Origin of the sequence: Methanobrevibacter sp. (assembly GCF_045646045.1) — an archaeon.
In the GTDB taxonomy this organism is placed as follows: domain Archaea; phylum Methanobacteriota; class Methanobacteria; order Methanobacteriales; family Methanobacteriaceae; genus Methanocatella.
Genome location: NZ_JAZRJY010000085.1, coordinates 1 through 24,665 on the forward strand (window position 1 = coordinate 1; position 24,665 = coordinate 24,665).

General features: G+C 31.0%; 23 protein-coding genes and 1 pseudogene. 23 read left to right on the forward strand and 1 reads right to left on the reverse strand.

The features are described from left to right. A partial coding sequence (gene cyaB / locus ACKI5C_RS05465) for a class IV adenylate cyclase (protein ID WP_407432178.1) occupies window positions 1-199 on the reverse strand: 199 nt, incomplete at its 3' end. Window positions 200-379: 180 nt separating this feature from the next. On the opposite strand from cyaB, the gene ACKI5C_RS05470 reads away from it, so the two are divergent. The 23 genes and pseudogenes from ACKI5C_RS05470 (at window position 380) to ACKI5C_RS05580 (ending at window position 23,911) form a co-directional block, all read left to right on the forward strand. Beyond that, window positions 380-925, forward strand: a complete 546-nt coding sequence (locus ACKI5C_RS05470) for a TATA-box-binding protein (protein ID WP_058740120.1) — start codon at window positions 380-382, stop codon at window positions 923-925. Window positions 926-937: 12 nt separating this feature from the next. Next, a complete protein-coding gene (serB, locus tag ACKI5C_RS05475) occupies window positions 938-2,653 on the forward strand; it encodes a phosphoserine phosphatase SerB (RefSeq protein WP_407432179.1) in 1,716 nt (571 codons plus the stop codon). A 45-nt stretch (window positions 2,654-2,698) separates the two neighbouring features. Continuing rightward, window positions 2,699-2,845, forward strand: coding sequence for a hypothetical protein (locus tag ACKI5C_RS05480; RefSeq protein ID WP_296890306.1), 147 nt, complete (start codon window positions 2,699-2,701; stop codon window positions 2,843-2,845). Window positions 2,846-3,154: 309 nt separating this feature from the next. Beyond that, window positions 3,155-3,583 (forward strand): hypothetical protein, encoded by a 429-nt coding sequence (locus ACKI5C_RS05485; RefSeq protein WP_407432180.1) that lies wholly within the window; start codon window positions 3,155-3,157, stop codon window positions 3,581-3,583. 181 nt (window positions 3,584-3,764) lie between these two features. Then, window positions 3,765-4,157, forward strand: coding sequence for a tRNA (N6-threonylcarbamoyladenosine(37)-N6)-methyltransferase TrmO (gene tsaA / locus ACKI5C_RS05490; RefSeq protein ID WP_407432181.1), 393 nt, complete (start codon window positions 3,765-3,767; stop codon window positions 4,155-4,157). Window positions 4,158-4,372: 215 nt separating this feature from the next. Beyond that, a complete protein-coding gene (gene topA, locus ACKI5C_RS05495; protein ID WP_407432182.1) occupies window positions 4,373-6,532 on the forward strand; it encodes a DNA topoisomerase I in 2,160 nt (719 codons plus the stop codon). A gap of 350 nt (window positions 6,533-6,882) precedes the next feature. After that, entirely contained in the window at window positions 6,883-9,624 is a 2,742-nt protein-coding gene (locus tag ACKI5C_RS05500) for an STT3 domain-containing protein (protein WP_407432183.1), read from the forward strand. Window positions 9,625-9,676: 52 nt separating this feature from the next. After that, a complete protein-coding gene (locus ACKI5C_RS05505; protein ID WP_296798042.1) occupies window positions 9,677-10,771 on the forward strand; it encodes a GTP-binding protein in 1,095 nt (364 codons plus the stop codon). Window positions 10,772-10,777: 6 nt separating this feature from the next. Then, the gene (locus ACKI5C_RS05510; RefSeq protein WP_407432184.1) at window positions 10,778-11,320 is read left to right on the forward strand and encodes an adenylate kinase family protein; all 543 of its coding nucleotides are present in this window, start codon (window positions 10,778-10,780) and stop codon (window positions 11,318-11,320) included. Between the two features lie 316 nt (window positions 11,321-11,636). Next, a complete protein-coding gene (locus ACKI5C_RS05515; RefSeq protein ID WP_296798046.1) occupies window positions 11,637-12,002 on the forward strand; it encodes a ribonuclease P protein component 4 in 366 nt (121 codons plus the stop codon). Continuing rightward, the gene (locus tag ACKI5C_RS05520; RefSeq protein ID WP_407416498.1) at window positions 11,971-12,228 is read left to right on the forward strand and encodes a YhbY family RNA-binding protein; all 258 of its coding nucleotides are present in this window, start codon (window positions 11,971-11,973) and stop codon (window positions 12,226-12,228) included. The genes ACKI5C_RS05515 and ACKI5C_RS05520 overlap by 32 nt, the downstream gene beginning before the upstream one ends. Window positions 12,229-12,326: 98 nt before the next feature. Next, window positions 12,327-12,761, forward strand: a pseudogene (locus tag ACKI5C_RS05525) (30S ribosomal protein S19e); the annotation flags it as partial. A 342-nt stretch (window positions 12,762-13,103) separates the two neighbouring features. Continuing rightward, window positions 13,104-13,466 carry a DNA-binding protein gene (locus ACKI5C_RS05530; protein WP_296798049.1) on the forward strand — a complete coding sequence of 121 codons (363 nt, stop codon included), beginning with the start codon at window positions 13,104-13,106 and terminating at the stop codon, window positions 13,464-13,466. Window positions 13,467-13,471: 5 nt separating this feature from the next. Continuing rightward, window positions 13,472-14,056, forward strand: coding sequence for a hypothetical protein (locus ACKI5C_RS05535; RefSeq protein ID WP_407432185.1), 585 nt, complete (start codon window positions 13,472-13,474; stop codon window positions 14,054-14,056). 25 nt (window positions 14,057-14,081) lie between these two features. Next, window positions 14,082-14,237 carry a 50S ribosomal protein L39e gene (locus ACKI5C_RS05540; protein WP_004032463.1) on the forward strand — a complete coding sequence of 52 codons (156 nt, stop codon included), beginning with the start codon at window positions 14,082-14,084 and terminating at the stop codon, window positions 14,235-14,237. A gap of 11 nt (window positions 14,238-14,248) precedes the next feature. Next, window positions 14,249-14,494 (forward strand): 50S ribosomal protein L31e, encoded by a 246-nt coding sequence (locus ACKI5C_RS05545; RefSeq protein ID WP_058740110.1) that lies wholly within the window; start codon window positions 14,249-14,251, stop codon window positions 14,492-14,494. A 42-nt stretch (window positions 14,495-14,536) separates the two neighbouring features. Beyond that, complete coding sequence (locus tag ACKI5C_RS05550) at window positions 14,537-15,208, forward strand: translation initiation factor IF-6 (protein WP_407432186.1); 672 nt, start codon at window positions 14,537-14,539, stop codon at window positions 15,206-15,208. A gap of 20 nt (window positions 15,209-15,228) precedes the next feature. Further along, on the forward strand, window positions 15,229-15,453 hold the full coding sequence (gene rpl18a, locus ACKI5C_RS05555; protein WP_407432187.1) for a 50S ribosomal protein L18Ae: 225 nt from the start codon (window positions 15,229-15,231) through the stop codon (window positions 15,451-15,453). Window positions 15,454-15,475: 22 nt separating this feature from the next. Beyond that, window positions 15,476-15,907 (forward strand): prefoldin subunit alpha, encoded by a 432-nt coding sequence (gene pfdA, locus ACKI5C_RS05560; protein ID WP_296808191.1) that lies wholly within the window; start codon window positions 15,476-15,478, stop codon window positions 15,905-15,907. Between the two features lie 190 nt (window positions 15,908-16,097). Further along, on the forward strand, window positions 16,098-18,356 hold the full coding sequence (locus tag ACKI5C_RS05565) for an Ig-like domain repeat protein (protein ID WP_407432188.1): 2,259 nt from the start codon (window positions 16,098-16,100) through the stop codon (window positions 18,354-18,356). A gap of 112 nt (window positions 18,357-18,468) precedes the next feature. Beyond that, entirely contained in the window at window positions 18,469-21,198 is a 2,730-nt protein-coding gene (locus tag ACKI5C_RS05570) for a hypothetical protein (RefSeq protein ID WP_407432189.1), read from the forward strand. Between the two features lie 152 nt (window positions 21,199-21,350). After that, window positions 21,351-22,826 (forward strand): signal recognition particle-docking protein FtsY, encoded by a 1,476-nt coding sequence (ftsY, locus tag ACKI5C_RS05575; protein WP_407432190.1) that lies wholly within the window; start codon window positions 21,351-21,353, stop codon window positions 22,824-22,826. A 2-nt stretch (window positions 22,827-22,828) separates the two neighbouring features. Next, window positions 22,829-23,911: a CapA family protein gene (locus ACKI5C_RS05580; protein ID WP_407432191.1), complete on the forward strand. Its 1,083-nt coding sequence runs from the start codon at window positions 22,829-22,831 to the stop codon at window positions 23,909-23,911. Window positions 23,912-24,665 lie beyond the last annotated feature (754 nt).

Consider the following 24,665-nt stretch of genomic DNA (forward strand, 5'->3'; position numbering starts at 1 on the left):
TAAATATGTTTGTTTTTTCATTTTCTTTTGTTGTTCTTATTCTTAAGGCCTCATCTGTATTTGCAAAATCTACAATTGGACTGTTAAAATATATATCTTCTTGAAATTCTTTTTTACTTTTTATAGCACCAAGATTTTCTAACTTTTTTTTCATATCATCAAAATTTTCAATTTTTGCTTTAACTTCAACTTCTATCATGTTAATTTCCCCATTAGTTAATTATTTAAAATTTTTCAAATTTTAATTTTTTTGTTTAATATATTTAAATAAACATAAGTTTATATACTATATAAATAAAATATTTTATTAGTAAAAATTTAATTTTTGTTTTCTTAATTTTTACTTACTACTTTTAAAAACTTAATTGGAGGTTTTAATTTGACCGATGTTGACATTAAAATAGAAAACATTGTAGCTTCCGCAAGCATTGGGAAGGATATTGTCCTGACTGATGTATCCCAAGCTTTAGAAGGTGTTAATTTTAATCGTGAACAGTTTCCAGGATTAGTTTTCAAACTTAAAGATCCTAAAACTGCAGCGTTAATTTTTAGCTCTGGTAAGCTTGTTTGTACTGGAGCAAAATCTATAGATGATTCTAAATTAGCAATCAAAAAAACTGTAGATTTAATGAGGGAAGTTGATACAGAAATTCCTCATGAATTTGAAATTAAAATTCAAAATATTGTGGCATCTGCAAATTTGCAATCCACATTAAATTTAGAAGCAGTAGCTTTAGAACTTGAAGATACTGAATATGAACCAGAACAATTCCCTGGTTTAGTATACAGATTATCTGACCCTAAAGTTGTGCTATTATTGTTTGGTTCTGGTAAAGTTGTTTGTACCGGAGCAAAAACAAAAAGCGACGCTAAATTAGGTGTCGAAAGAGCTTACGATAGATTAAGTGAGCTAGATTTAATATAATTGGTGGTATTATTGATTAAACTTGTAGTATTTGACTTAGATAACGTTATTATTGATGGTGAAGCAATAGATGAGATAGGAAAATTAGCAAATGTTGAAGAGGAAATAGCTGAAATTACTGAAAAAGCTATGCAAGGTGAAATTGACTTTGAAACTTCTATTAAAGAAAGAGTCCAACTTTTAGAAGGAACCTCTATCGAAGAAATCGAAGAACTCGCAGACGAACTTCCGTTAATGGATGGTGCTAGTGAAACTATCGCATGTTTGAAAGAAAAAGATGTTGATGTAGTTATCATCAGTGGTAGTTTTGATGTAGTGGCTGAAAAGGTTAAAGAAAAACTTGGTGTTGACAAAGTCTATACCAATAGTTTCACAGTCGAAGATGGTAAATTAACTGGTGAAGTGACTGGTCCTTTAGTATCTGGTTCTAAATTAGATGTTTTAAAAGACCATGTTGATGATGCAGGTATTTCATTAGATGAAGTAGTTGCAGTTGGAGATGGCGCAAATGACATTTCCATGATTGAATCAGCTGGTTGCGGAATCGCATTCAATGCAAAAGATTCTGTAAAAGAAATAGCTGATATTGTAGTAGATGAAAAAGACTTAACTAAAGTCTTAGATGAAATTCTTAATCAAATAACCACTGACGATACTGAAAACGACGCTGTTGAAAATGAAGAAGCTCCTGCTGAAGAAGTTGAAACCGAAGCTGCTGAAGAGGCTTCTGCTGAAGAAGTTGAAGAAGTAGAAGATGCAGAAGTTGAAGCTGAGGATGCTGAAGAAGCTCCTGCTGAAGAAGTTGAAGAAGTAGAAGATGCTGAAGAACCTCAAGATGAGGAAAAAACTGATGCTAAAAAATCCAAAAACGATCTTCCAAAATCTGAATTTGTTCTTGCTGACACTATGGAAGGTGTAAGAAAACAAAAAGATGAAAAAGAAGCTGAAATAGCTCAAATTGCTGAAGAAAGGGAAGAATTCAATAAAGTAGCTAAAGAACAACGTAAAATCCGTGATGAATTAAATGCATCATTAAAAGAAAATTTAAACAAAGCTATTGAATTCAGAAACCAACGTAATGAAATCAACAAAGAAGTTGAAGAAGCTAAAAAAGCTCGTAACGATGCAAACAATCAGATTAAAAGTTTAGAATGGTCTTCTGGTAAACGTGATAAAGTTAAAATCGAAAATGAAATTAAAAAAATCGATAAAATTATTGAAACTCGCGTTTTAGATATCAAAAAAGAAAACCAACTCGTTAAAAATGCTAACGATTTAAGAAAACAATTAATGGATATCCAAGAAGACGAATCAGTTAAAGAAGAAGCTCAAGAATTAAGAAAATTATCTGAAGAAGAGCACGAAAAAGTTATTACACTTTCCGAACAGGCACAAGCTGCTCACGAAGAAATGTTAACTTACTTCAGAAAAACTGATGATATCAGAACCGCAGCTGATGAAGCACATAAAAATTTCATTGAAGCTCGTAATAATGCTTCTGCAAAACATGAAGAATTTAAATCTGTATTAAGCGATATTCATGTTATTAATAAGAAGTTAGGTTCTGGAAAACCTAGAAAAAGAAGATCTGATAAAAAACCTTCTTCCGGTTCTAACAAAAACCGTGAAGAAAAAGAAAGAGCTGAAGAAATCTTTGAAAAATTCAAACAAGGTGGAAAATTATCTACTGAAGAGCTCTTGCTTTTACAAAAATATAATATAAATTAAATTTTTAATTTATATTTTTTTTACTTTTTTTTAGTTGGTTATATTATGTCTGAAGAGAAAATAGAAACCTGTTTTTTATGTGGTAAAGAATTTGACATGAATAAATCAGAATTGGCTTATTATCGTAATGGTAAATATCCTATTTGTGATTTTTGTGCAGAATTTTATTCTTTTTTCAGAGAAGATTTATAATTTCTACTTAATTTTTTCATATTTAATTTTTAAATTCGCCAATTTTTTTAAAATTATTGTTTAATTTAGTTAGAATAATGTTTACATAATGATTATATTTTTTTAACCAAATTTATAAAATATATTGTCATTTATATTTTTATAAACTTGTTTTAATTGTTTTACCATATTTTGAAGAATATTATAATTTTTCATAAATTTGGGTAAACGTAAAGTTTATATGTCATGAATGTAAATTATATATTACATGATTATTGCGCACCCATATTCGAGTGCAATATACTATAAAAAAAATTTGAGGTGATAAATATGAAATTACATTTTGAAAATAAAATTCATGTAGCACTAATTTCATTAGTAGTTTTCTCACTATTAGTTGGTATAAGTGCTATATCTGCAACTGATGTTAATACAAATAATACTCATGACTCTGGTTTTTTTAATGATGCTACTTTTGTTCATACCAACGATCCAGGCATAATACTCAACAATGGTAGTTTTGTCATGTCTGTGCCATATACTGCAGGTACTGCATACCACTGGGAAGTTAGCCCAGAAACTCATGGTGCGGATGTTAGTTTTGACAAATTTGTTGCAGACCACCCGGACTGTATGGGATCTTCAGGAACCTGTTATTTCAATGTTCACGTAAATAGTGACGATTATTATGTAAAATTAGTTTTAATCGGTCCTAATGGTGAAATTGTAAACCAAATAGATTCCGACATGGTAAACTAATTAAATTAATTGATGGAAACATATAATTTCCATTTAAACTTTTTTTTTTAACTTTGAACTATCACAATATAAATAATCTATATTTAATTTAACTGTAAGTGCTGCTTTTTTTTTATCGGTTACTATAATTTTTAATAATCTCTATGTACAAAGATTAATACAAAAAATATAAGATGATATTATGGGTGAAGAAATAGTATTTAAACCTATTGGATATATTAAGTCTCCGTATGAAGATGCCGGGAATATGCCAAAATCTCCTAGAGAATCTATGGATGTTGATGCAGAAATGGTTATCAATGAAGAATTCTTGGAAAGCATGTCCAGTATGGAAGTTGGTGAAGAGTATATGGTTTTATTTTATTTCCACAAATCAAAAGGATTTAAGCAAAGAGTTCCTTTCATGGGAAATGGCCCGATAAAGGGACTATTTTCAACTCATGCACCAAATAGGCCAAATCCTATTGGTGTTTCCACAATTAAAATAAAATCGATTGATGGCAATGTCATTAAATTTAATGGGGTTGACATGTTAAACGGCACTCCGGTACTGGATATTAAAGACGTTCTATAATTTATTTTTCTTATTTAACATGTTTAATTCATTTAATGCTCAAATAAACTGAAATATTCTTGTATATTATTAAAAATAATTAATTTTCTATTTTTAGGGTGTTTAATCATACTTATAATTTATTGGTCATATTATTTTTTCATAGAAATTTTTATATATGATAATGTATTCTATATTTTATCTATATTGAGAAAATGTGTGAGGTAATTGTTAGAATGCATGAAGTAATTATTTGTGAGAAACCTAGTTCTGCTGAAAAAATAGCAAAAGCTTTATCTTCAAAGGCTAAAAAGAATTTTTATAATAAAAAAATTAAATACTGGACTTTAAACAGGGATTCTAAAGATATCACTGTTTTATCTGGTGTTGGTCATTTGTACTCTTTAATTCCAAATACTTCAAAAAGCAGCATTTCATTTAATTTGCACTGGGCACCGGCATATGAAGTAAATAAAAAAGCTAGTGGTTATACTAGGGATTATGTTAGGGCTATCCAAAAATTTGGAAAAGGTGCCGATTCTTATGTTCATGCTTGCGATTATGATGTTGAAGGTACTTTGATTGGGTATAATGCTTTAAAATATGCCTGTGGTCAAGATTCTTTATCAAAAGCATCTCGTATGAAATTTTCTACTTTGACTAAAAAAGATATTATTGAAGCATATGATAATAAAATAAAAATTGATATGCATCAGGTAGACAATGGTATTGCTCGTCATATCCTGGATTATTATTTTGGTATGAATATTTCAATTGCATTATCAAATGCAGTTCGCAAATCTAAAAAACGATTTTTAAAATTATCTGTTGGTCGTGTTCAGACACCTACATTATCCATTTTGGTAGATCGTGAAAAAGAAATTGAAGAATTTGTGCCGGAACCATATTGGGTTATTAAAGCTATTCTTGATTTTGAAGACATTGAAATCAAACATGTTGACGGGAATATTTTTGACCGTGAAAGAGCTGAAGAGATTTTTAATAAATGTCAGGACAAAGATGCAACTGTTGACAACATTGAGCTTTCCAATTCAAAAACCAGGCCTCCGGTTCCATTTAATTTAGGAGGTTTACAGTCTGAAGCTTACAATGTATTTGGTTTTACTCCTAAAAGAACTCAGGTTATTGCTCAAAATCTTTACAGTTCAGGTTATACGTCCTATCCACGTACTTCATCTCAAAAATTACCTGAAAGTTTAGATTTCCCATCTATTTTTAAACAATTATCTAAGGACAAGGATTATTCAAAACATATTTCTCAATTACCTTCTAAATTAAAACCTAATAATGGTAAAAAGGATGATGAAGCACACCCTGCTATCCACCCTACTGGAATTTTACCTTCTCGTTTGTCTAAAGATGAACAGAAGATTTATGATTTGATTGTTTATAGATTCATTGCAGTATTTTTCGAAGCTGCTGAATTTGAATCCATGAACACTACTTTGGATATTGAAGGAGAAAAATTCCGCTTTAAACGCAGAAGAGTTACTCATAAGGGATGGATGGAACATTATCCATTTAGAAAAATTGATAATGATAAGTTCCCTGAAATTAAAGAAGGCGACACTATGAGTGTTAAGGAACTTATTTCTGATGAAAAAGAAACTAAACCTCCTGCACGTTATAACCAGGCTTCTTTAATTAAGGAATTGGAAAAAAGAGAACTCGGTACTAAAGCAACTCGTGCAGATATCATTGATAAGTTATATGATCGTAAATATATAGATGGAAATAAAATTTCTGTTAATCAGTTGGGTATGAATCTTATTGATACATTAGGCAGCTATTGTAATAATCTAACCAGTGAAGAATTAACTAGGGATTTGGAAGAAAAGTTAGATGGTATCAATAAAGAAATAACAACCAGAAAAAGCGTAATAGATGAAGGAGAAAAAGACGTTAAAGAAATTTTAGTTGACATTGATAAAAACACCGATGAAATTGGTTCTAAACTTTATGATGCCTATCAGGAAAGTAATATTGTCGGTAAATGTAAATGCGGTGGAAATCTCATTAAAAGATACTCTCCTAAAAATAAAAGCTATTTTGTAGGTTGTTCAAATTATCCTGATTGTAATAACACTTATTCAATTCCAAAAGGTGCACGTTTCTTAAAGAAAACATGTGACAAATGCGGTTTGCCTATAATTTCCTTTGGCAGTAAACCGCCTAAACATGCATGTCTTGATTCTAATTGTGGTAAAGAACATCTTGAACCAATGCAGATTGAAGTCGTTGGCAAATGTCCGGAGTGTGGAAAAGATTTGATTAAACGTTCTGGACGTTATGGTGATTTTGTTGGTTGTAAAGGTTTTCCTAGATGCAGATTTACCTGTGCATTGGATGAACTTAAATACAAACTTAAAAAATAATATTTGAAAAATTGATTTTTTTCAATATTTTCTTATTTTTCATATTATAGCTTTAAATACAAAATATTTAATAATGTTAAACATTATATCTATTCTTAATAAAAATATGTTCCATTATATGTGGTTTATATTTTTATCTAAATGCGATATAAATTAATTCTTCGAATTAAATTGCATTGTTTATCAATATAACTAAATGTAATATTTAGTTTAGAGATTATGAACCTAAAACATGGGTATGTTTAATAATCTTATGTCCATGTATAATCTAAGAATATAATAATATTATGTTATAGTTCAATTACTCTTATAATTAATTTAAATTTAAAAAACTGAAATAGAGGATTTTAATGAATAGAGATACAATAATAACAGTAGCTAAATCTGTAATCATTATATTGATTCTTTTAGCTGTTGTTTTTGCATTAAGAGCTCCTGCAGCTGATCTCAATTTACTTCCTAATGAAATAAAAGGAAATTATGTTGATTCTACTGGTCTTCCTTATTTTAGTGAAATGGATTCATATTATAACTTAAGGTTAACCGAGAATTATGTAGATCATGGTTTTGTAGGAGATATAAAATACGATAATGGTACGCAGATGGATATGCATAGGTATGCCCCCGACGGTAATGTAATAAATTATGAGCTGGGTATTGTATATTTGACGTCGTTCCTTCATGATATGGTAAATCAATTCGTCGGATCTCATGATATTAGGGAAGTTGCATTTTGGACCGGTGCAGTTATTGCATCATTAGCGGTCATTCCTGCATTTATTTTTGCTCGGAGATTAACTAATGATTATGGGGCTATTGCTGCTACATTAATTATAGTTTTAGCCCCGAACTACTTTGCGCACACTTTCCCAGGATTTTTCGATACAGATATGTTCTATTACATATTCTCGCTATTCTTCATATTTTTCTTTGTTGAGTGTTTGCGGACGAAAAATATTGCTTTAAAAATAATTTATGCAATCTTGTCTATTATTTCAATAGGACTTTTCTCCATATCCTGGACAGGTTATATCTTTTACGTCGGTTTAATGGGTATATTTGGAGTTGTTTATTTAATTGCATGTTATGTATTTGATATTGGTGATGATACAGATAGAAATAAATATTCCAATAAACTGTTATGGTTTATTCGTCAAAAAGAATTTTTATCTATTATTTTATTGATTGTTATTGGTGCTATTGGAATTACTATATTTAGAGGTTTTGATACCACTGTAGGAATATTTGGTAGTTTACTTAACTTGCTTTCATTGCAATCTGCTGCTAGGGTTGTTGGTGGTTTCCCTAACGTACTTATTTCTGTAGCAGAGATGCAGATGCCAAATATGCTTGGTGCAGGTATGGCTTCCCCATTCTTGGCCAATACGAACGGTGTTGTAAACGGTATCGGTGGAATATCCGTATTGTTTGCTGGTTTAATAGTATTATACATTTTAATTTCAAGAGTATTTAAACTTAGAAAAATTAATACTTCCAGAGGAGATTCCAAATCAAAACCAAGTAAAGGTAAAAGAGTTTCAGCCGCTCAAAAAATTGATGAAGGTAATAGATTTAAAATATCTCTTGGTGAATTAAATCTCTCAGGTAAATCTGTGGATGAAATTGCTGAAACTAAACGTTTAACTGTTTTATATACTTGTTTATTTGTAGTTTGGACTTTAATTACTATTTTAGCTGTAACTAGAGGTTCAAGATTTATTACTACTATTGTTTTACCTTTCGGATTAATGACTGGTATCTTTATAGGATTTGTATCAGATTATCTTAAAAATAAATTGGATAATGATAACTGGTTAACAGTAATTGTGGTTCTTTGTACTTTCCTTGTTGCTGTTCCACTAGCAGTGATTAATTTTATGTGGGGTATAATAGCATTTATTGTATTATTAGCTATTGGTTTAGCTTCAATTTATCTTTTAAAACAGAAAAAATCTGCTGACTCTACTAACATTCCTATTAAGAAATACATTGCTGTTGCACTTGTAGTTCTTGCATTGGTAACACCTTCTGTTTGTGGTGCTTACATGACATCAAACAATGTAGTTCCAGGTACAAGCGATCCAATGTGGAATGCAATGGTTTGGATTAATCAAAATACTGATAATGATACTGTAATTACATCCTGGTGGGACTTCGGTTACCTCTTCGAGATTGCTGCAGATAGGCAAGTAACTTTCGATGGGGGTTCTCAGTCAGGGGACCGTGCTTACTGGCTGGGTCAGGCGATGACGACGAGTAATCTAGATTACTCTGCAGCTATTTTCAGAATGCTGGATAGTTCAGGTACAAAACCTCAACAGGATTTATACAATGTTACTGGAGATTATGGTAAAACAACAGAGATTCTTAAAGAAATTTTACCTATGGATTCTCAAAATGCTAAAAAGACATTAGTTGACAAATATCACTTAACTGATGAACAGGCAACAAAAGTTGTTGATGGTACTCACCCTGCAAATCCACGTCCTGTAATATTTGTTGCAAGTTCAGATATGCTTCAAAAAGCTGGTTGGTGGAGTTACTTCGGTGACTGGAACTTTACAAACCAAAGTGCTCAAAACTATAATTACTATGTGCCTACTGACCAGGTAGTTGTTGAACCTAATTCCGTTGGTAAACTGAAATTACTCAATTCATCAGGTTTACTTGTTAATGCTGTTATTCAAAGAGGAGAGGGTAATAACTCAACTACTGCATATACTGAAGCATTATCCACATACAATAATAGTGAAATTATCCTTAATGGTACTCCATACAATCCATTGAATATTTCCAATATAATGGTTATTGAAAATGGATATCTGGTTAAAAATGAATCTGTTGGAGATGTTAAAAATGCGAATTACACATTATTCTTAATGGGTGAGAACAATACATACACTCCAATATTAATCCATAATAAACTGGCTAATTCCATGTTCACACAATTATACCTATTGGGTGGTGCAAACCAAGATGTATATACTATGGTTCACATGGAAAATGGTGTATCTTTATGGAAGATAAACTTTGATAAGATTGGTGGAGGAAATTCTCCTACCAACACAACAAACAATACAAATCGTAAATAGGTTAGGATTAAACTCCTAATCTCTTTTTTTATATTTTATATATGGTGATTTAATGGGTATTGAAGATAAAATAAAGGATATTGAAGAAGAAATTCAAAAGACTCCCTACAATAAAGCAACTTCTCACCATATTGGGAAATTAAAAGCTAAACTTTCAAGATTAAAAGAGGAATCTCTCCAGCGTAGCAGTTCCGGTCATAAAGGCCAAGGATTTCACATGAAGAAAACTGGAGATGCAACCGTTGTACTTGTCGGATTTCCGTCTGTTGGTAAATCTACATTATTGAATGAAATAACAAATGCAGAAAGTAAAGTTGGTGCTTATCAGTTTACAACTTTAGATATCGTTCCCGGAGTTATGGAACATAAAAATGCAAAAATACAAGTTTTTGATATTCCTGGAATTATTACTGGTGCAAGCAGTGGTAAAGGAAGAGGTAAAGAGATATTGTCCGTTGCTAGAACTGCGGATTTAATTTTAGTTGTTCTTGATACTTTAAATCCACAACATTTGAATGTTATTTTAACTGAACTAAGAAATATTGGTATAAGACCAAATGAACATCCGCCTGATGTAACTGTTAACAGAAAAAAACTTGGTGGTGTTAAAGTCTCTTCAACATGTCCTTTAACTCATTTGGATGAAAAAACTATACGATCCATTATTAATGAGTATGGAATGCATAATGCAGATGTTTTATTTAGGGATGATGTAACAATTGACCAGTTCATTGATGTACTGGACAGAAATAAGTCTTATGTTCCAATGTTAATCTTATTAAACAAAGTTGATTTGGTAGATGAAAACTACTTGGAAGAACTTAAAAATTATATTCCTGATTTTATTCCGATTTCTGCTGATAAAAAAACTAATATTGATGAATTGAAAGATTTAATATTTGATAATTTGGATTTGGTTCGAGTTTATTTAAAACCCCAAGGTAAAAAAGCAGATATGGAAGACCCATTAGTTATTAAGAAAGGATCCACTGTTATTGATGCATGTGGAAAATTACATAGAGAATTTGTTAAAAACTTCCGTCATGCTAAAGTTTGGGGAACTTCCGTCAAATTCCCTGGTCAGAAAGTTGGGCCTGATCATGTTCTTGAAGATGAAGATGTTTTAAGAATTATCTTAAAAAAATAGATTATTATGTCCAATATTATTTTTATTAGTGGCACTCCATGTACTGGAAAAACTACTGTTAGTGAAAAATTATCGCAAGAATTAAATTGGGAATTAGTTAAAATCAATGATTTAGCTGTTTCTAACAATTTAGTTTTAGGTATTGATGAGGATAAGGGCTATAAAATTATTGATATTGATGCCTTGGATAAAACTCTTGGAGATATTATTTCATCATCTGAAAATCTGATTGTTGAAGGCCATTTAAGTCACTTGTGCTGCGGTGCCGATAAATTAATTATCCTGAGATGCAGGCCTGAAATTCTTGAAAAAAGATTGGATTCAAGAAAATATTCTGATGCTAAAATTCATGAAAACTTGGAAGCTGAAGCTTTAGGTGTTTGTTCTGCTGAAAGTTTAGAAATTTATGAAAATAATGTTTTTGAATTGGATGTCAGTGATTTAAGCATAAATGATGCTGTATCTATACTTTTGGATTTCATTAGTGGCAAAAAGGAATTGACTTTTGGTGAAATTGACTTCATGGATTGGTTACTCATACATCAATAGATTTAATTTTATTTTTTTTATTTGATGATTTTATTTAATTAATTACATGTTAATTTTTAGCAATACTTTATTGATTTTTCATTAAAAATATTTGGTCTATTTTTCATTTAATGTCAGTTATTTTTCTTCGGATTTATCGTTATTTTCTCTGATTTTTTGATATATGCATAACATTTATTAATGGTAAAAATCATATTTATTTTTAATATTCATGTTAACCTAAGGTTATCATTTAACTATGGTTTTTGTTTTAATTTGCGCAAATCATTTTAATTCAATTTTTGAATATTATATCCGACAATTAAGGAGGATATTTTTGAGTAGAGGAAAAAGACCTAAATGGATGATTGAAATAGCTATTGAAAGAATGAACATCCTTTTTGAGCGTGCTGAGATGGAATTCATCACCCATCCTGAACGGTCCCATAGGTATGTTGAATTAGCTAGAAAATTATCTACTAAATATAATACTAAAATTCCAGATAAATGGTCTAGAAGATATTGTAAAAAATGTGGTAAGTTCCTTTACTATGGTCATAATTCATCCGTCCGGCTCGTTGACGAGAAAGTTAACATTTTTTGTGGAGAATGTGGCCATGTTATGAGAATTCCTTATAATAAGGAAAAGAAAAATAAAAGGAGAGCTAAATATGAGTCAATCAAAAAAAGAAATGATGAATAGAGCTCTTTCCGCGATGACAATTAATATTGGTAAAAGTGGCGTTAATGATAATGTTATTGAAGAAATCAAACGTCAACTAAAAGCTAATGAGATTGTCAAACTTAAATTTGCAAAAAATATCGCTAAAGATAAAGATACTTATATTGCAGAAATTGTCGAAAAAACTCGATGTAAATTAATCGATGTTAGAGGACATGTTGCTGTAATTTACAAAAAGAAGCCTTAAAAATTACTTAAATTTAGAGTTACAGGCCCTATTTTTTAGGTCTTAAATTTACAGTGGATTAAGAGGACAATTATTTAATAAAATATTGGAGAATTAATATGACTACTGTATTTGATGTACCTGCAGATTTATTAATTAAAAAAGTCGCAGAAGAATTTAAAGATAATGATAAAATCAATTCCCCTGCATGGTCCAATTTTGTTAAAACTGGTGTTCACAAAGAAAGAAAACCAGAAAATGCTGATTGGTGGTATGTAAGATGCGCTTCTATCATTAGAAGAGTATACATGGATGGACCTGTTGGAGTAATGAGTTTAAGAACTTTCTACGGTGGTAAAAAAGACCGTGGTGTAACTCCTGAAGTATTTAGAAAAGGTAGTGGAGCTATTATTAGAAATGCTCTTCACCAATTAGAGGATGCAGGTTTTGTTGAAAAAGTTGAAGGCGGAAGAGTTGTTTCCCCTCAAGGAAGATCTTTTTTAGATAAAACCGCTGGTGAAATCATTAAAGATATTCCTGAACTTGCAAAATTCGATAATCAATCTGGATCTGGAAATAGTTTACATTCTACTTTTATTAGTAAGTTAACTTCATCTATAGAAAATAATTCTGAAATAGATGATGCTGATAAAGAAAAATACCTTGATGTAGTTTCAAAAATAGATGAAGGACATGAGTATTTATCAAATGCAATTAAAGAGTTTAGTGATGACATTAAAGAAAGACATTCTGATGATGTATTCGGATCCTTATCTTCATTACAAAAAGAAGATTTAGGTGAAGCTATAGACTCACTTATTACCTCTTTAAGGAGAAAACATTAGGTTATATTCTAAACTTGCAAAATACTATTAATTATTAATGGAGAGTTTGATATGAGCGATCTTGATGAAATTCGTCAAAAAAGAATGGCTGAGTTACAGGCTCAGCAAGCTGCTGCACAGCAACAGGCACAACAGCAACAGGCTGTTCAACAACAAATGCAACAGCAGGAAGCACAAGCACAATTTGAAGCTCAGAAAAAGCAAATTTTGGGTCAGATAATGACTCCTGAAGCTCGTAATAGGTTAGCTAATCTTAAATTAACTAAACCAGAGCTTGTTAATCAAATTGAAATTCAATTAATTCAATCTGCTCAGGCCGGTAGTTTAAGAGGAAAAGTAACTGATGAACAACTTAAAGTGCTTTTAAGACAAATTGCTGGTCAAAAAAGGGAGATTAAAATTACAAGGAAATAGTGTCTATGAAAGCGGCTGTATTGTATAGTGGTGGTAAAGATTCATCTTTTATGGCTGTCATGCTTAAAAGATTAGGTCTTGATGTAGAATTATGCACTGCAAACTTTGGTGTCTATGATTCTTATATTCCTGCCAGCAAATCCGCAAATTCATTAGGTTTTAATCATAAAGTATTGGATTTGGATTTGGATATTTTAGATAAAACCTGTGACATGATTATGGATGATGGATTTCCTAATGATGGGATAAAATTCATTCATGAAAGCGTTATTGAAGAAGTTGCTGATAAATACGATATTATTGCCGACGGTACAAGAAGGGATGACAGGACTCCAAAACTTAATGTCAATCAAATAAAAAGTCTTGAAGATAGGAAAAATGTTCAATACATTAATTTGGATAGTTTTGGTCACAAATCTATTAAATTAATAACATCCAATCTTTTCGAAATATCTCATGAAAAAAGCAACAAGGATAACAGCTCTGATTATGAGGTTGAAATAAGGACTTTGATTGATGAGAAAGGAGGAAATTCTTTAGATATTTTTCCGGAACATTATCAAACTCGAGTTATAGGATATAAAAAATAATTATACTTTATTCACAGGTGAAAAAATGAGTAGAAATAAACCATTAGCTAAAAAATTAAGAATGGCAAAAGCAAACAAACAAAATAGGAGAATTCCAATCTGGGCTTATGCTAAAACTAATCGTAAACTTAGATACAGACCTAAACCTAGACATTGGAGAAGAAACAGCCTTAAATTATAGGGGGATTTATCATGGAAAGAGTTTACACTATTCCACTTAGAAACGTAAAAAACGTTAAAAGAACTATCCGTGCTCCTAGAGCTATTAGGGAAGTTAAAAATTTCTTAACCAAACACATGAAAGCTGAAGAAGTTAAACTTGATGAGTCAATCAATCATGTAATTTGGGCAAGAGGTATTCAAAAAATACCTTCTAAAATTACTGTTAAAGCAGTTAAAGATGATGATGGTGTTGTAGAAGCTACTTTAGCAGAATAGCTATTGTACCTTTTTCAAATACTTAATATGTGAGGTGACAATATGTTGAGAAGAATCGATATTGTTGGAAATCCAAATGTTGGAGTTTTCATTCAAGCAACTGATGACTATGTTATTGTTCCTTATAATTTAATTGATGAGAAAGTTAAATTAGTTGAGGAAATATTGGAAGTCCCTGCTGTGAAATCTTCTGTTTCTGGAAGTAGCCTTATTGGATCTTTATCTGTAGCTAATTCAAAAGGTATTGTTGTTTCCCCACACGTTTTAGATAGAGAAGTTGAACAATTCGAAGAATTGGGTCTTGAAGTAGCAGCTATTCCGGGCACTTATACTGCCGTTGGAAATATTGTCGCAGCTAATGATAATGGTGCTATTGTAAGTCCTTTTTTATCTGAAGATGCTATTAATACAATAGAATCTACTTTGGATGTTAATGTTGAAGCTACTTCTATGGTTGGAAGTGATATTATTGGATCATTAATATCCGTAACTAATAAAGGGTTTTTAATTAGCAGCACTGCTGTTGAAAGCGAAGTTGACTTTTCTCGTAAAGTATTTGGTGTTGAAGGAGATGTAGGTACTGTTGGAAGAGGAATTTCTTTAGTTGGAGCATGTTCCATTGCTAATTCAAATGGAGCTATTGTTGCTAAAGACAGTACTGGTCCTGAAATGGCTAGAGTTGAAGAAGCATTAGGCTTTTTAGATGATTTATAATTATTATCTGAGGGATTAATATGATAACTAAAATTTACAGAGTTAAAGGTACTTTTGTAATGGGCGATGAGTTTCATAAATTTGTAAAAGAATATAAAGCTACCAGTGAAGCTGATATTGAAGAAAAAATTTATGAACGTTTCGGAAGCAAACACGGTATTAACAGAAATCAAATTAAAATTTCTGAAATCACTGAAATTGCTCCTGAAGAAGTTGTTGACCCAATTGTAAAAGAAATTTTATAATTGCACTTTGCGAGGTGTTATTATGGAAGATCAGCAAAAATTAAACGAACTCATTAATGAAATTAATGCATATAACCAGCAAGGTGATTTAATTCGCCAACAAATTGAATTAATTCAAGCTTCTATATCTGAGGTTGATGCATTATCCAACACTTTAGATGATTTAAATGGTGAAAAAGCTGTTGAAGCTTTTGTTCCTGTAGGTGCTGGTTCTTTCATTAAAGGGGAACTTAAAGACACTGATGAAATTATTATAAGTATTGGTGCAGGATTCGCTATTAAAAAAGATGCTGAAGGCGCTAAAAAAATTATTGCTGGGCAGAAAAAAGATTTGGAAGATAGTTTAGATAAAATGTTAGCTAATTTACAGCAAGTAACTGATATTATAGCTACTCTTCAAGGTCAAGCTCAACAAATTCAGGCTGCAGCTCAAGGTGGCGTAACCGGTTATTAATTACTTATAACTTTTTTTATTTTTTTTATTTCTATTAACTTATTTTTTTAAAAATTTATATTTTTTCTCATAATTTTAATAAGATTTTTTAGTAATTTATTTTTATCACTTCATATAGAGTAATTTATTGTGGGGTGTTAAAATTAAATATCATTCAAAAATTTTTATTTTTATCATATTGATATTATTTTTGTCAGGTATTTCTATTGTTTCAGCTGATGATTCAATAAATGTAACGGATAGTGAAATACCGGCGGGAGAAAATGTGGGATATGTAGAACAATATGCAGACGGTTCTTTAAAACTTGATGATGGTCAGACTGCTGATGATTTAATTAATTTAAGTGAATGCAGTTCTATTGTTCTTCATGTAAGTGATAATGAAGGTGTTATCTCTGTTAGACGTGATTCTACTGATTCTGCTGATGTTATAGTTGAAAGTGGTAATTGGGGGAATATTCAATATTTAAAGCAATATAAAGATGATGGATATGGTTATTTTGCACATGCAATTGTAACCTCAAATGGTTGGCTTATTGGTAATGGCGGTATAACTGATGGGTCTGTATTTAGACAAATTGAGAGCATAGCTTCTGAAATGGTTGTTAATAATCAAATTACTGACAGTTATCTTTCAAGAATTTATAGTATCCTGTCAGGTTATTCTTTAGGCCATTTTGTTATTAAGTCTAGTGATGGAACTTACGGTGTAGTTTTTAATAATTTATATCATGTTTCTAAATTACTGCCTGGTCAGTATGTTGTATGTCCAAATGTTTATTCAATGTCTCAGAAAAGTAACTTTAATACTGGTGCAAATCCTGTTGATGAAAGTATTAGAATAGACTATTCAGATGCTTATGGTGTTAACAGAAGAAATGTAATGACATATCATTGGAAACTTACTACCTCTCCTAATGGGTTGTCTTATTCAGTAGATTCTTATGCATCAAATGATAATGGTGCGGGTGTTGGTCGTTCAACAGCTTCTTTATCAGATAATGTTTATTATTTCGGCCAATATTATTCCAGATATTCTATTCCAACAACATTGGATAAATTGTATTTGGGAACTCATGTTTTCGATAATACTATTAATGTTTTCCAATTATTGACTCCTATTAGTTCAGCTCTTGTCGGAGAGAATATCGAGTTAAGATATAAGGTTAGTTATATTCCTCATTCAAATCCTATAGTTCAGTTTGCTATTCCGCAGGGATTTGATTTAAACAGTGCAAGTGTTTCTAAAGGAAATTATGTATTTACTGACGGTGTTGTAGTCTGGTATTTAAATGATTGTGATAGTGACAATTACATTACTCTTTCACTTAAGGCAGTTAAATCCGGTCAATTTGATTTGGTTTATTCACTGGATAACAATTTTGTCAATTCCAATAAATTGTATGCTAATGCTTATGGTGCTGTAATTTCTGCTAATAATATAAGTAAATATTATAAAGGGCCTGAAAAATTAAACGTTTATCTAAAGGATGTGGAAAATAATCCGATTGTTGGTGAAAAGATTATTGTCCGTATTAATGGTGTTGATTATGAAAGAACTGCTGATGACAATGGGATTGCTTCAATTGCCATCAATTTGATTCCTGGAGATTATAATGTCGACATAACATATAACGGCCGTTTCGGTCAAAATGCTACAGTAGCTAATGTTAAAGTTTTTAAAACTATCGAGGGTAATGACATTGTTAAAATGTTTAGAAATGACACTCAATATTATGCTAAATTTATTGACGTGTCAGGTAATCCTTTAGCTAATGCGGATGTACAATTTAATATTAATGGTGTATTTTACACCCGTCAGACTAATCAGAATGGTGAAGCCAAATTAAACATTAATTTGAATCCTGGAGAATATATATTAACAGCCATTAATCCGGTTAATGGGGATCAGTATTCTAATACTGTTAAAGTTTTATCTATTTTAGTTGAAGGGCATGATTTAACTAAGTATTATAGAAATGCAACTCCTTATTCAATTAAGGTATTGGACGCTGTTGGTAATGCTTTAGCTAATGTGGATGTAGAATTTAATATTAATGGCGTATTTTATACAAGAGCTACTGATAGTTCAGGTTATTCAAATCTTAATATAAATTTACTGCCTGGAGAATATATTATCACCGCCATGTATAATGGTTTGGCATCTTCAAATAATATTAAAGTCCTTCCTGTACTGTTTGCAAATGATACTGTTGGTAACACAAATGATAGTAATTTTGCTGCAAAATTAATTGATGGACAGGGTGCTCCTTATGCAAATCAAAGCATTGATTTTACAATTGATGATGTGGTGTATTCTAATGTAACTGATGATAATGGTATTGCCAAATTATCTGTTAATTTAGAAGAAGGTGAATATACAGTATTTTCTTCATATAATGAACTTTATATTAAGAATAAACTTATAATTAAAGACGAAGTTTATTAACTTCTCTTTTTTTTAAATATTTATATGATGATGTAATAAATATATAACAATGGGAGGTTTTATTATTAAGAAAATTTTTTTCTTTTTTCTAATAGTGTTATTGTTTTCAAGCATGTCTTTGGTTTGTGCTGAAGAAAATAATACTGATACTATTTTGGAAGATGTAAATATTGATGCAAATGATGTATCTTTATATTATAAAAATGGAACACGTCTTAATGTAGAATTATCGGATGCAAATAATAATCCTTTATCCAACCAAAGCATAGTATTTAATATTAATGGTATTGATTATACAAGAAATACTGATGATGGGGGAAGTGCTTCAATAGCCATTAATTTGGTTCCTGGAAGTTATTTAACTAATATTCGATTTTTAGGAAATGATAATTATTTGCCTGCGAATAAAACAGTTAATATTAATGTTTTATCTACAATTGAAGGTAATAATTTAGTTAAGTATTATAAAAATGCTTCTCAGTATTATGCTACATTTTTAGATGGTTCTGGAGAAGTTTTAGATTTTGAAGATGTTATATTTAATATTAATGGTGTATTTTACACCCGTCAGACTGATCAAAATGGTGTAGCAAAATTAAACATTAATCTAAACTCTGGAAATTATATTATTACTGCATATAATCCTAGAGATGGTTTATCTTATGCAAATTATATTAGGGTACTTCCTACAATTAATGGAAGCGATTTGGTTAAAATTTTTAGAGATAATCATCAATACTGGGTAACTGTCAGAGATTTTAAAGGTAATCTATTATCTTATAAGGATGTTGAATTTAATGTTAATGGTGTTTTCTATAATCGTCTGAGTGAAAGAACTGGAAATGCTAAACTCAATATAAATCTGAATGCAGGAAAATATATAATAACGGCATATAACAAAATTACCGGCGAACAAATGGCCAATACTATTGTAGTTTATCCAGATTCTCCTACAACATTAAATACAAAAAATTATGTTTTTAAAGAAAACGATGATGACACGATAGAAGCAACATTAACCAATCAACTAAATTATGGTGTTGCGGGAGAAACCATTGATTTAACTATAGGTAATAAAAAATATTCTGCTGTAACTGATGATTTTGGTGTTGCTACTTTTGGTTTGAATTTGAATCAAGGTAATTATTCATTAACATTCAATCATAATGCTAGTTCAATTTACGGTGCTTCATCTGTAAAGTCCACTGTAGAAACTTATGATGGAATTAAAGTAACAACTAGGTGTTATGATGAGATGTTTTTTGAAAATGCTACTTATTCAGTAAACTTGTATGATGAAAACAATAAAGAATTTTCAAATCAGACTGTTTATATGCAGGTAGGCTCTAACTTGTATTCTGCCGTAACTGATGATGATGGTGTTGCCAGATTTGATATTGATGCGGATCCGGGTGTTTATAATGCTAAAATATTTTTCAATAAAACAGGATATAAATTTAACAAAGAATTTCGTGAACTTATAATACTTGAAAATACATGGACTACATTAATTCCATTAACTTCTAATGTTAAAGAGGGAATTGGTGAAAAATTTGGCGTTAGATTATCTGTTGATTCTGTTTATAATTTGCCTAATAAAGAAGTGATTTTTGAAATTAATGGAAAGAATTATACAAGAATAACTGATGATGATGGTGTTGCATATTTAACCATTAATTTAAAGGCAGGCACATATCCTGTCTCTTACTATTATTATGGTGATGATTTCTTTGTTGGAAATTTCAATTCTTCAGTATTAACTGTAATTCCAAGAGTTCCAACCAAATTAACAGCTCTTTCAGGTTCAACTATCCATAAGAATTCTGGTGTTACATATGATATTGAGTTAAGATCTGATAATCCTTTATGTTATAAAGAAGTTACTGTAAAAATAGGTTCAAAAACATTTACTCAAAATACCGATGGAAATGGAGTCATTCATTTAGATATAAGTGCCTTTGATGAAGGAACATATACTGTGGAATATTCATTTGCGGGAGATAGTATTTATGAACCCTCTGCAGGTTCTGTAAATTTTGAAATAACTCCTCAAATTCCTTATGGCTTTGGATACTGGGTAAGATATTCAGACATGTATGATTTGAATCTGGCCAGTCTGGCTTCTCTAGGAACAAATAATGTATTTTTACACTGTTATGCATTTACTGCCTATGGTGAAAGCAATGTGGCTTCATGGATTAGACAAGCAAGCAGCTATGGAATAAATGTACATATTTGGATGCAAGTAGCTTATGATGGAAGTTGGAATGCTATTTCTAATAAGGACGGTTCATACAACTATGGTCTTATCAATTCAAAAGTAAATGAAGCTAAATACTATGCAAGCATTCCTGGTGTTGCTGGTGTCCACTTTGATTATTTAAGATTTGGAGGAACCGCATATAAATTCCCAAAAGCTGCTGAATCCATTAATTACTTTGTAAAAACTGCTGTTTCTGCAGTCAAATCAGTCAATCCAAATTGTCTTGTATCTGCAGCTTTAATGCCTGAACCAAGTAATATGCTTTATTATGATGGTCAGGATTATTCAACATTGACCAAATATCTGGACTTTGTTCTTCCTATGGTTTATAAAGGAAATTACGAACAAAATACTCAATGGATTCAAAGCATTACAAAATGGTTTGTTGATAATTCAAACGGTGCACAGGTCTGGACCGGACTTCAAGCATACAATTCAGATGAAGATGTTACAAGATTATCAGTATCTGAACTGAGTGGTGATGCACAGGCTTCATTAAATGGTGGTGCAAGCGGAGTCGTAATGTTTAGATGGGGTGTAACTAACTTCATAAATTTCAACAATTTAAAAGTTAGATAGGACTATACAATTTTGTATTTTAAAATTAGTTATTAATTTAACTAATTTTTCTTTTTATTTTTTTTCTTAATTAAAATTCCTTTTAAATAGTATAAAAAATATAAATAAGTTATAATTAAACTTTTTAATAAAACTATAAGGTTGGGTTAATTTTGTTTGAATCATTAAAAAAGAAATTATCACGTACGAGTGATAAATTAGAGGAAGAAATCATTGAAGAAGCAAAACAAGAAGACAACCTTCAGGAAGAAGAAGGTCAAAAGCGTTCATTTTTCTCATTTGGTCGTAAAAAAGAAGAAAAAAAAGTTGATGAGTCTAAACAAATAGAATCTGGTGAATCAACAGAAGAAAAACCTAAAGAAGAGAAAAAATCCTGGTTCTGGTCTAGAAGTAAGGATGATGATGAGGAAGAATCTGTTGATGATGATTCTGATGATGAAGTAGGAGAGATTGAGGTTGAAGAGCCTAAGGAAGAGAAGAAATCTCACTTTTGGTCCAGAGGTAAGGATGATGATGAGGATGAATCTGTTGATGATGATTCTGATGATGAAGTAGATGAAATTGAGGTTGAAGAGCCTAAGAAAGAGAAAAAATCTAGGTTCTGGTCCAGAAGTAAGGATGATGATGAGGAAGAATCTGAAGACGAAGATGAAGATAAGGAAGAAGGAAAGTCTCACTTCTGGTCAAGAAACAAAGACAAAGATAAAGATGATTCTCCTGAAGGAAAAGGTGGATTATTCTCTTTTGTCCGTGAAAAGACAATTTCTGAAAAACATGTGGAAGACACATTATGGGAACTTGAAATGGGACTTTTAGAAGGGGATGTTGCAATGGAAGTAGCCACTGCTGTTGTTGATTCTGTAAAAGAAGATCTTGTTGGACGTAAAATTAAAAGAAGTAGTGATATTACAGAATATACTTATGATGCTTTAAGAAATGCAGTTGCGGAAATCATTGATGTTCCGGGTAAATCCATGACCGAAATGATTGAAGAGAAAAAAGCCCAAGGAGAACCTTTGGTAGTAATGTTTGTTGGTATTAATGGAACCGGAAAAACAACTACTATTGGTAAATTGGCAAATTACTATTTGAAAAAAGGTTACACTCCAGTTATAGCCGCTTCAGACACATTCCGTGCAGGAGCTATTGAACAGGTTACTCATCATGCAGATAATGTTGGAGTAAAAATCATAAAACACCAAAAAGGATCAGATCCTGCAGCGGTTGCATATGATGCAGTTGAACATGCAAAGGCTCAGGGAAAAGAATTAGTTTTAATTGACACTGCTGGAAGAATGCAAACTAATACCAATCTTATGGATGAAATGAAAAAAATCAAAAGAGTTTCCAATCCTGATTTGGTTGTTTTCGTCGGAGATGCACTCACTGGTAATGATGCAACTCAACAAGCAGTTAAATTTAATGAAGCTATTGATATTGATGGTGTAATCTTAACTAAAGCTGATGCGGATAGTAAAGGTGGCGCATCATTATCTATTGGTTATGTAATTAAAAAACCAATCATGTTTTTAGGTGTTGGTCAGGGTTATGATGATATTAAAGAGTATGATGCTGAATGGATGCTGAATCAATTGTTTAGTGAGGATGAAGCAGCTATTGAGGAATAATAATGCATTTTAAAAAATTCGCTATTACACTTATTGGTGTTTTAGCGATTCTTATTATAATTGCATCATCTGCAACATTTTTAACCAATAATAATCTGCCGATATCAACACAGGCAAAAGGGGATGTATCACTTGCTGTGGTTGGCGATGTCATGTTTGCACGAAATATGGCTGACGTTTTAAACTTGGATTCATCTCCATTTGAAGGTGTTTCCAATGTATCATCTAATGTTGATTTGTTTATACTTAATTTTGAAAATGCAGCCACATCATCTGAAAATGCAGTAAAGGGTGATGTTCCTCTTAAATGCAGTCCTGAGTATGTGCCCCTTGCAAGAGCGAATAACAATACTGTTGCAACACTGGCAAACAACCATGTATGTGATTATGGCATTGATGGAATGCGTGATACTATTAATAATCTAAACAGCGCAGGAGTGAATACATTAGGTGCCGGTGAAAATGAAACTGATGCTCACAAGCCTGTAACCCAAGTAATCAACGGAAGAAATATCACCCTATTAAATTATATGGATTCAAACAATTTTGCAGAATATGATTATTCGATGCTTCCTTATGCAAACGGATCATCTCCGGGTTATTCTGCATATAGTTCTGAAGTTGCACAAAAACAAATATCTGAGGCCCGCGGAAACGGGTCTGATTTCGTCATTGTTTCAATGCATTATGGAAATGAATATTCAATGTCTCCAAACCAAGACCAGGAAAAAATATCTCATGAATTGATTGATTATGGAGCAGATGTTGTCGTTGGAGCTCATCCTCATGTTCCTCAGGGAATCGAAATGTATCACGGCAAACCAATCTGCTATAGTTTAGGTAACTTCATGTTTGATTTGGGAACGGAGTCTACTTTAAACGATTATATGGTTCGAATAGATTTGGTGAATGATACTGGTAAGTTAACTGTTTATCCGGTTAATATTAATGGATATTTGCCATATTTGATGTCGCCGGATGATGGAAAAGTTTTCCTGCAAGGATTAACTCCGAAATGCAATCAATTAAATATCACAGAAAATGGTACGGGGATTCTGACCTTTAATTTGACTGAAGAAAAATAATCCTCTTTTAATCCTTTTATGATAATGTTTATTTTTATTAGATATCTTTTTTTAGCATTTAAAATGAAAGCAAGTACTTACTTTCGAAAAACTTTATATTTGTACGTTTTTATAATATGACTAATGATGTTTCATTGGAAACTTGTTTTTGAAATTAAATCATGGGGGTAATGTCATGCTCAGAATTGGTCTTGGTGGCGGTGCTGCTGTACCATACTATTAAATAGTATGAAACAATTTTTTTATTTTTTTACAAACTTTTCATCGTATTTTAATAATTAATACTTATTTTTATTTAATATTTAATTTAATGTCTTTTTTTAGTATTTAACGGTGTAAGTGGGTGCTTACATTCGAATTACTTTATATATGCCGGTTTTCATAATAATAATTAGAAAAGTTTGATTAGAAACTTTATGAAATTAGTTTTTAGGAGGAAATGTCATGTTTGGAAGACCTTGGTTCTAAATCGGATGAACTGATATTTAATCTATTATTCTTTTTTTTTTAATATTTGAGGATGTGACACGAAGTCACAACTTTTTTTCTAATTTTAATTGATTTATTTTCCTTTAATTTTATATACTATGAAGTACAATCTTTTATTATAGACATTAATATTTATGGTTGTTTTATTCATGGTTTTAAAAGATGATAATATAAATCAGAGTATGTTGGTCCCGTTGGACTTGCGAAACTTGATTCCTAAAGATCATCCATGTTATTTTATTAAAAATGTGGTTGATTTAATTGA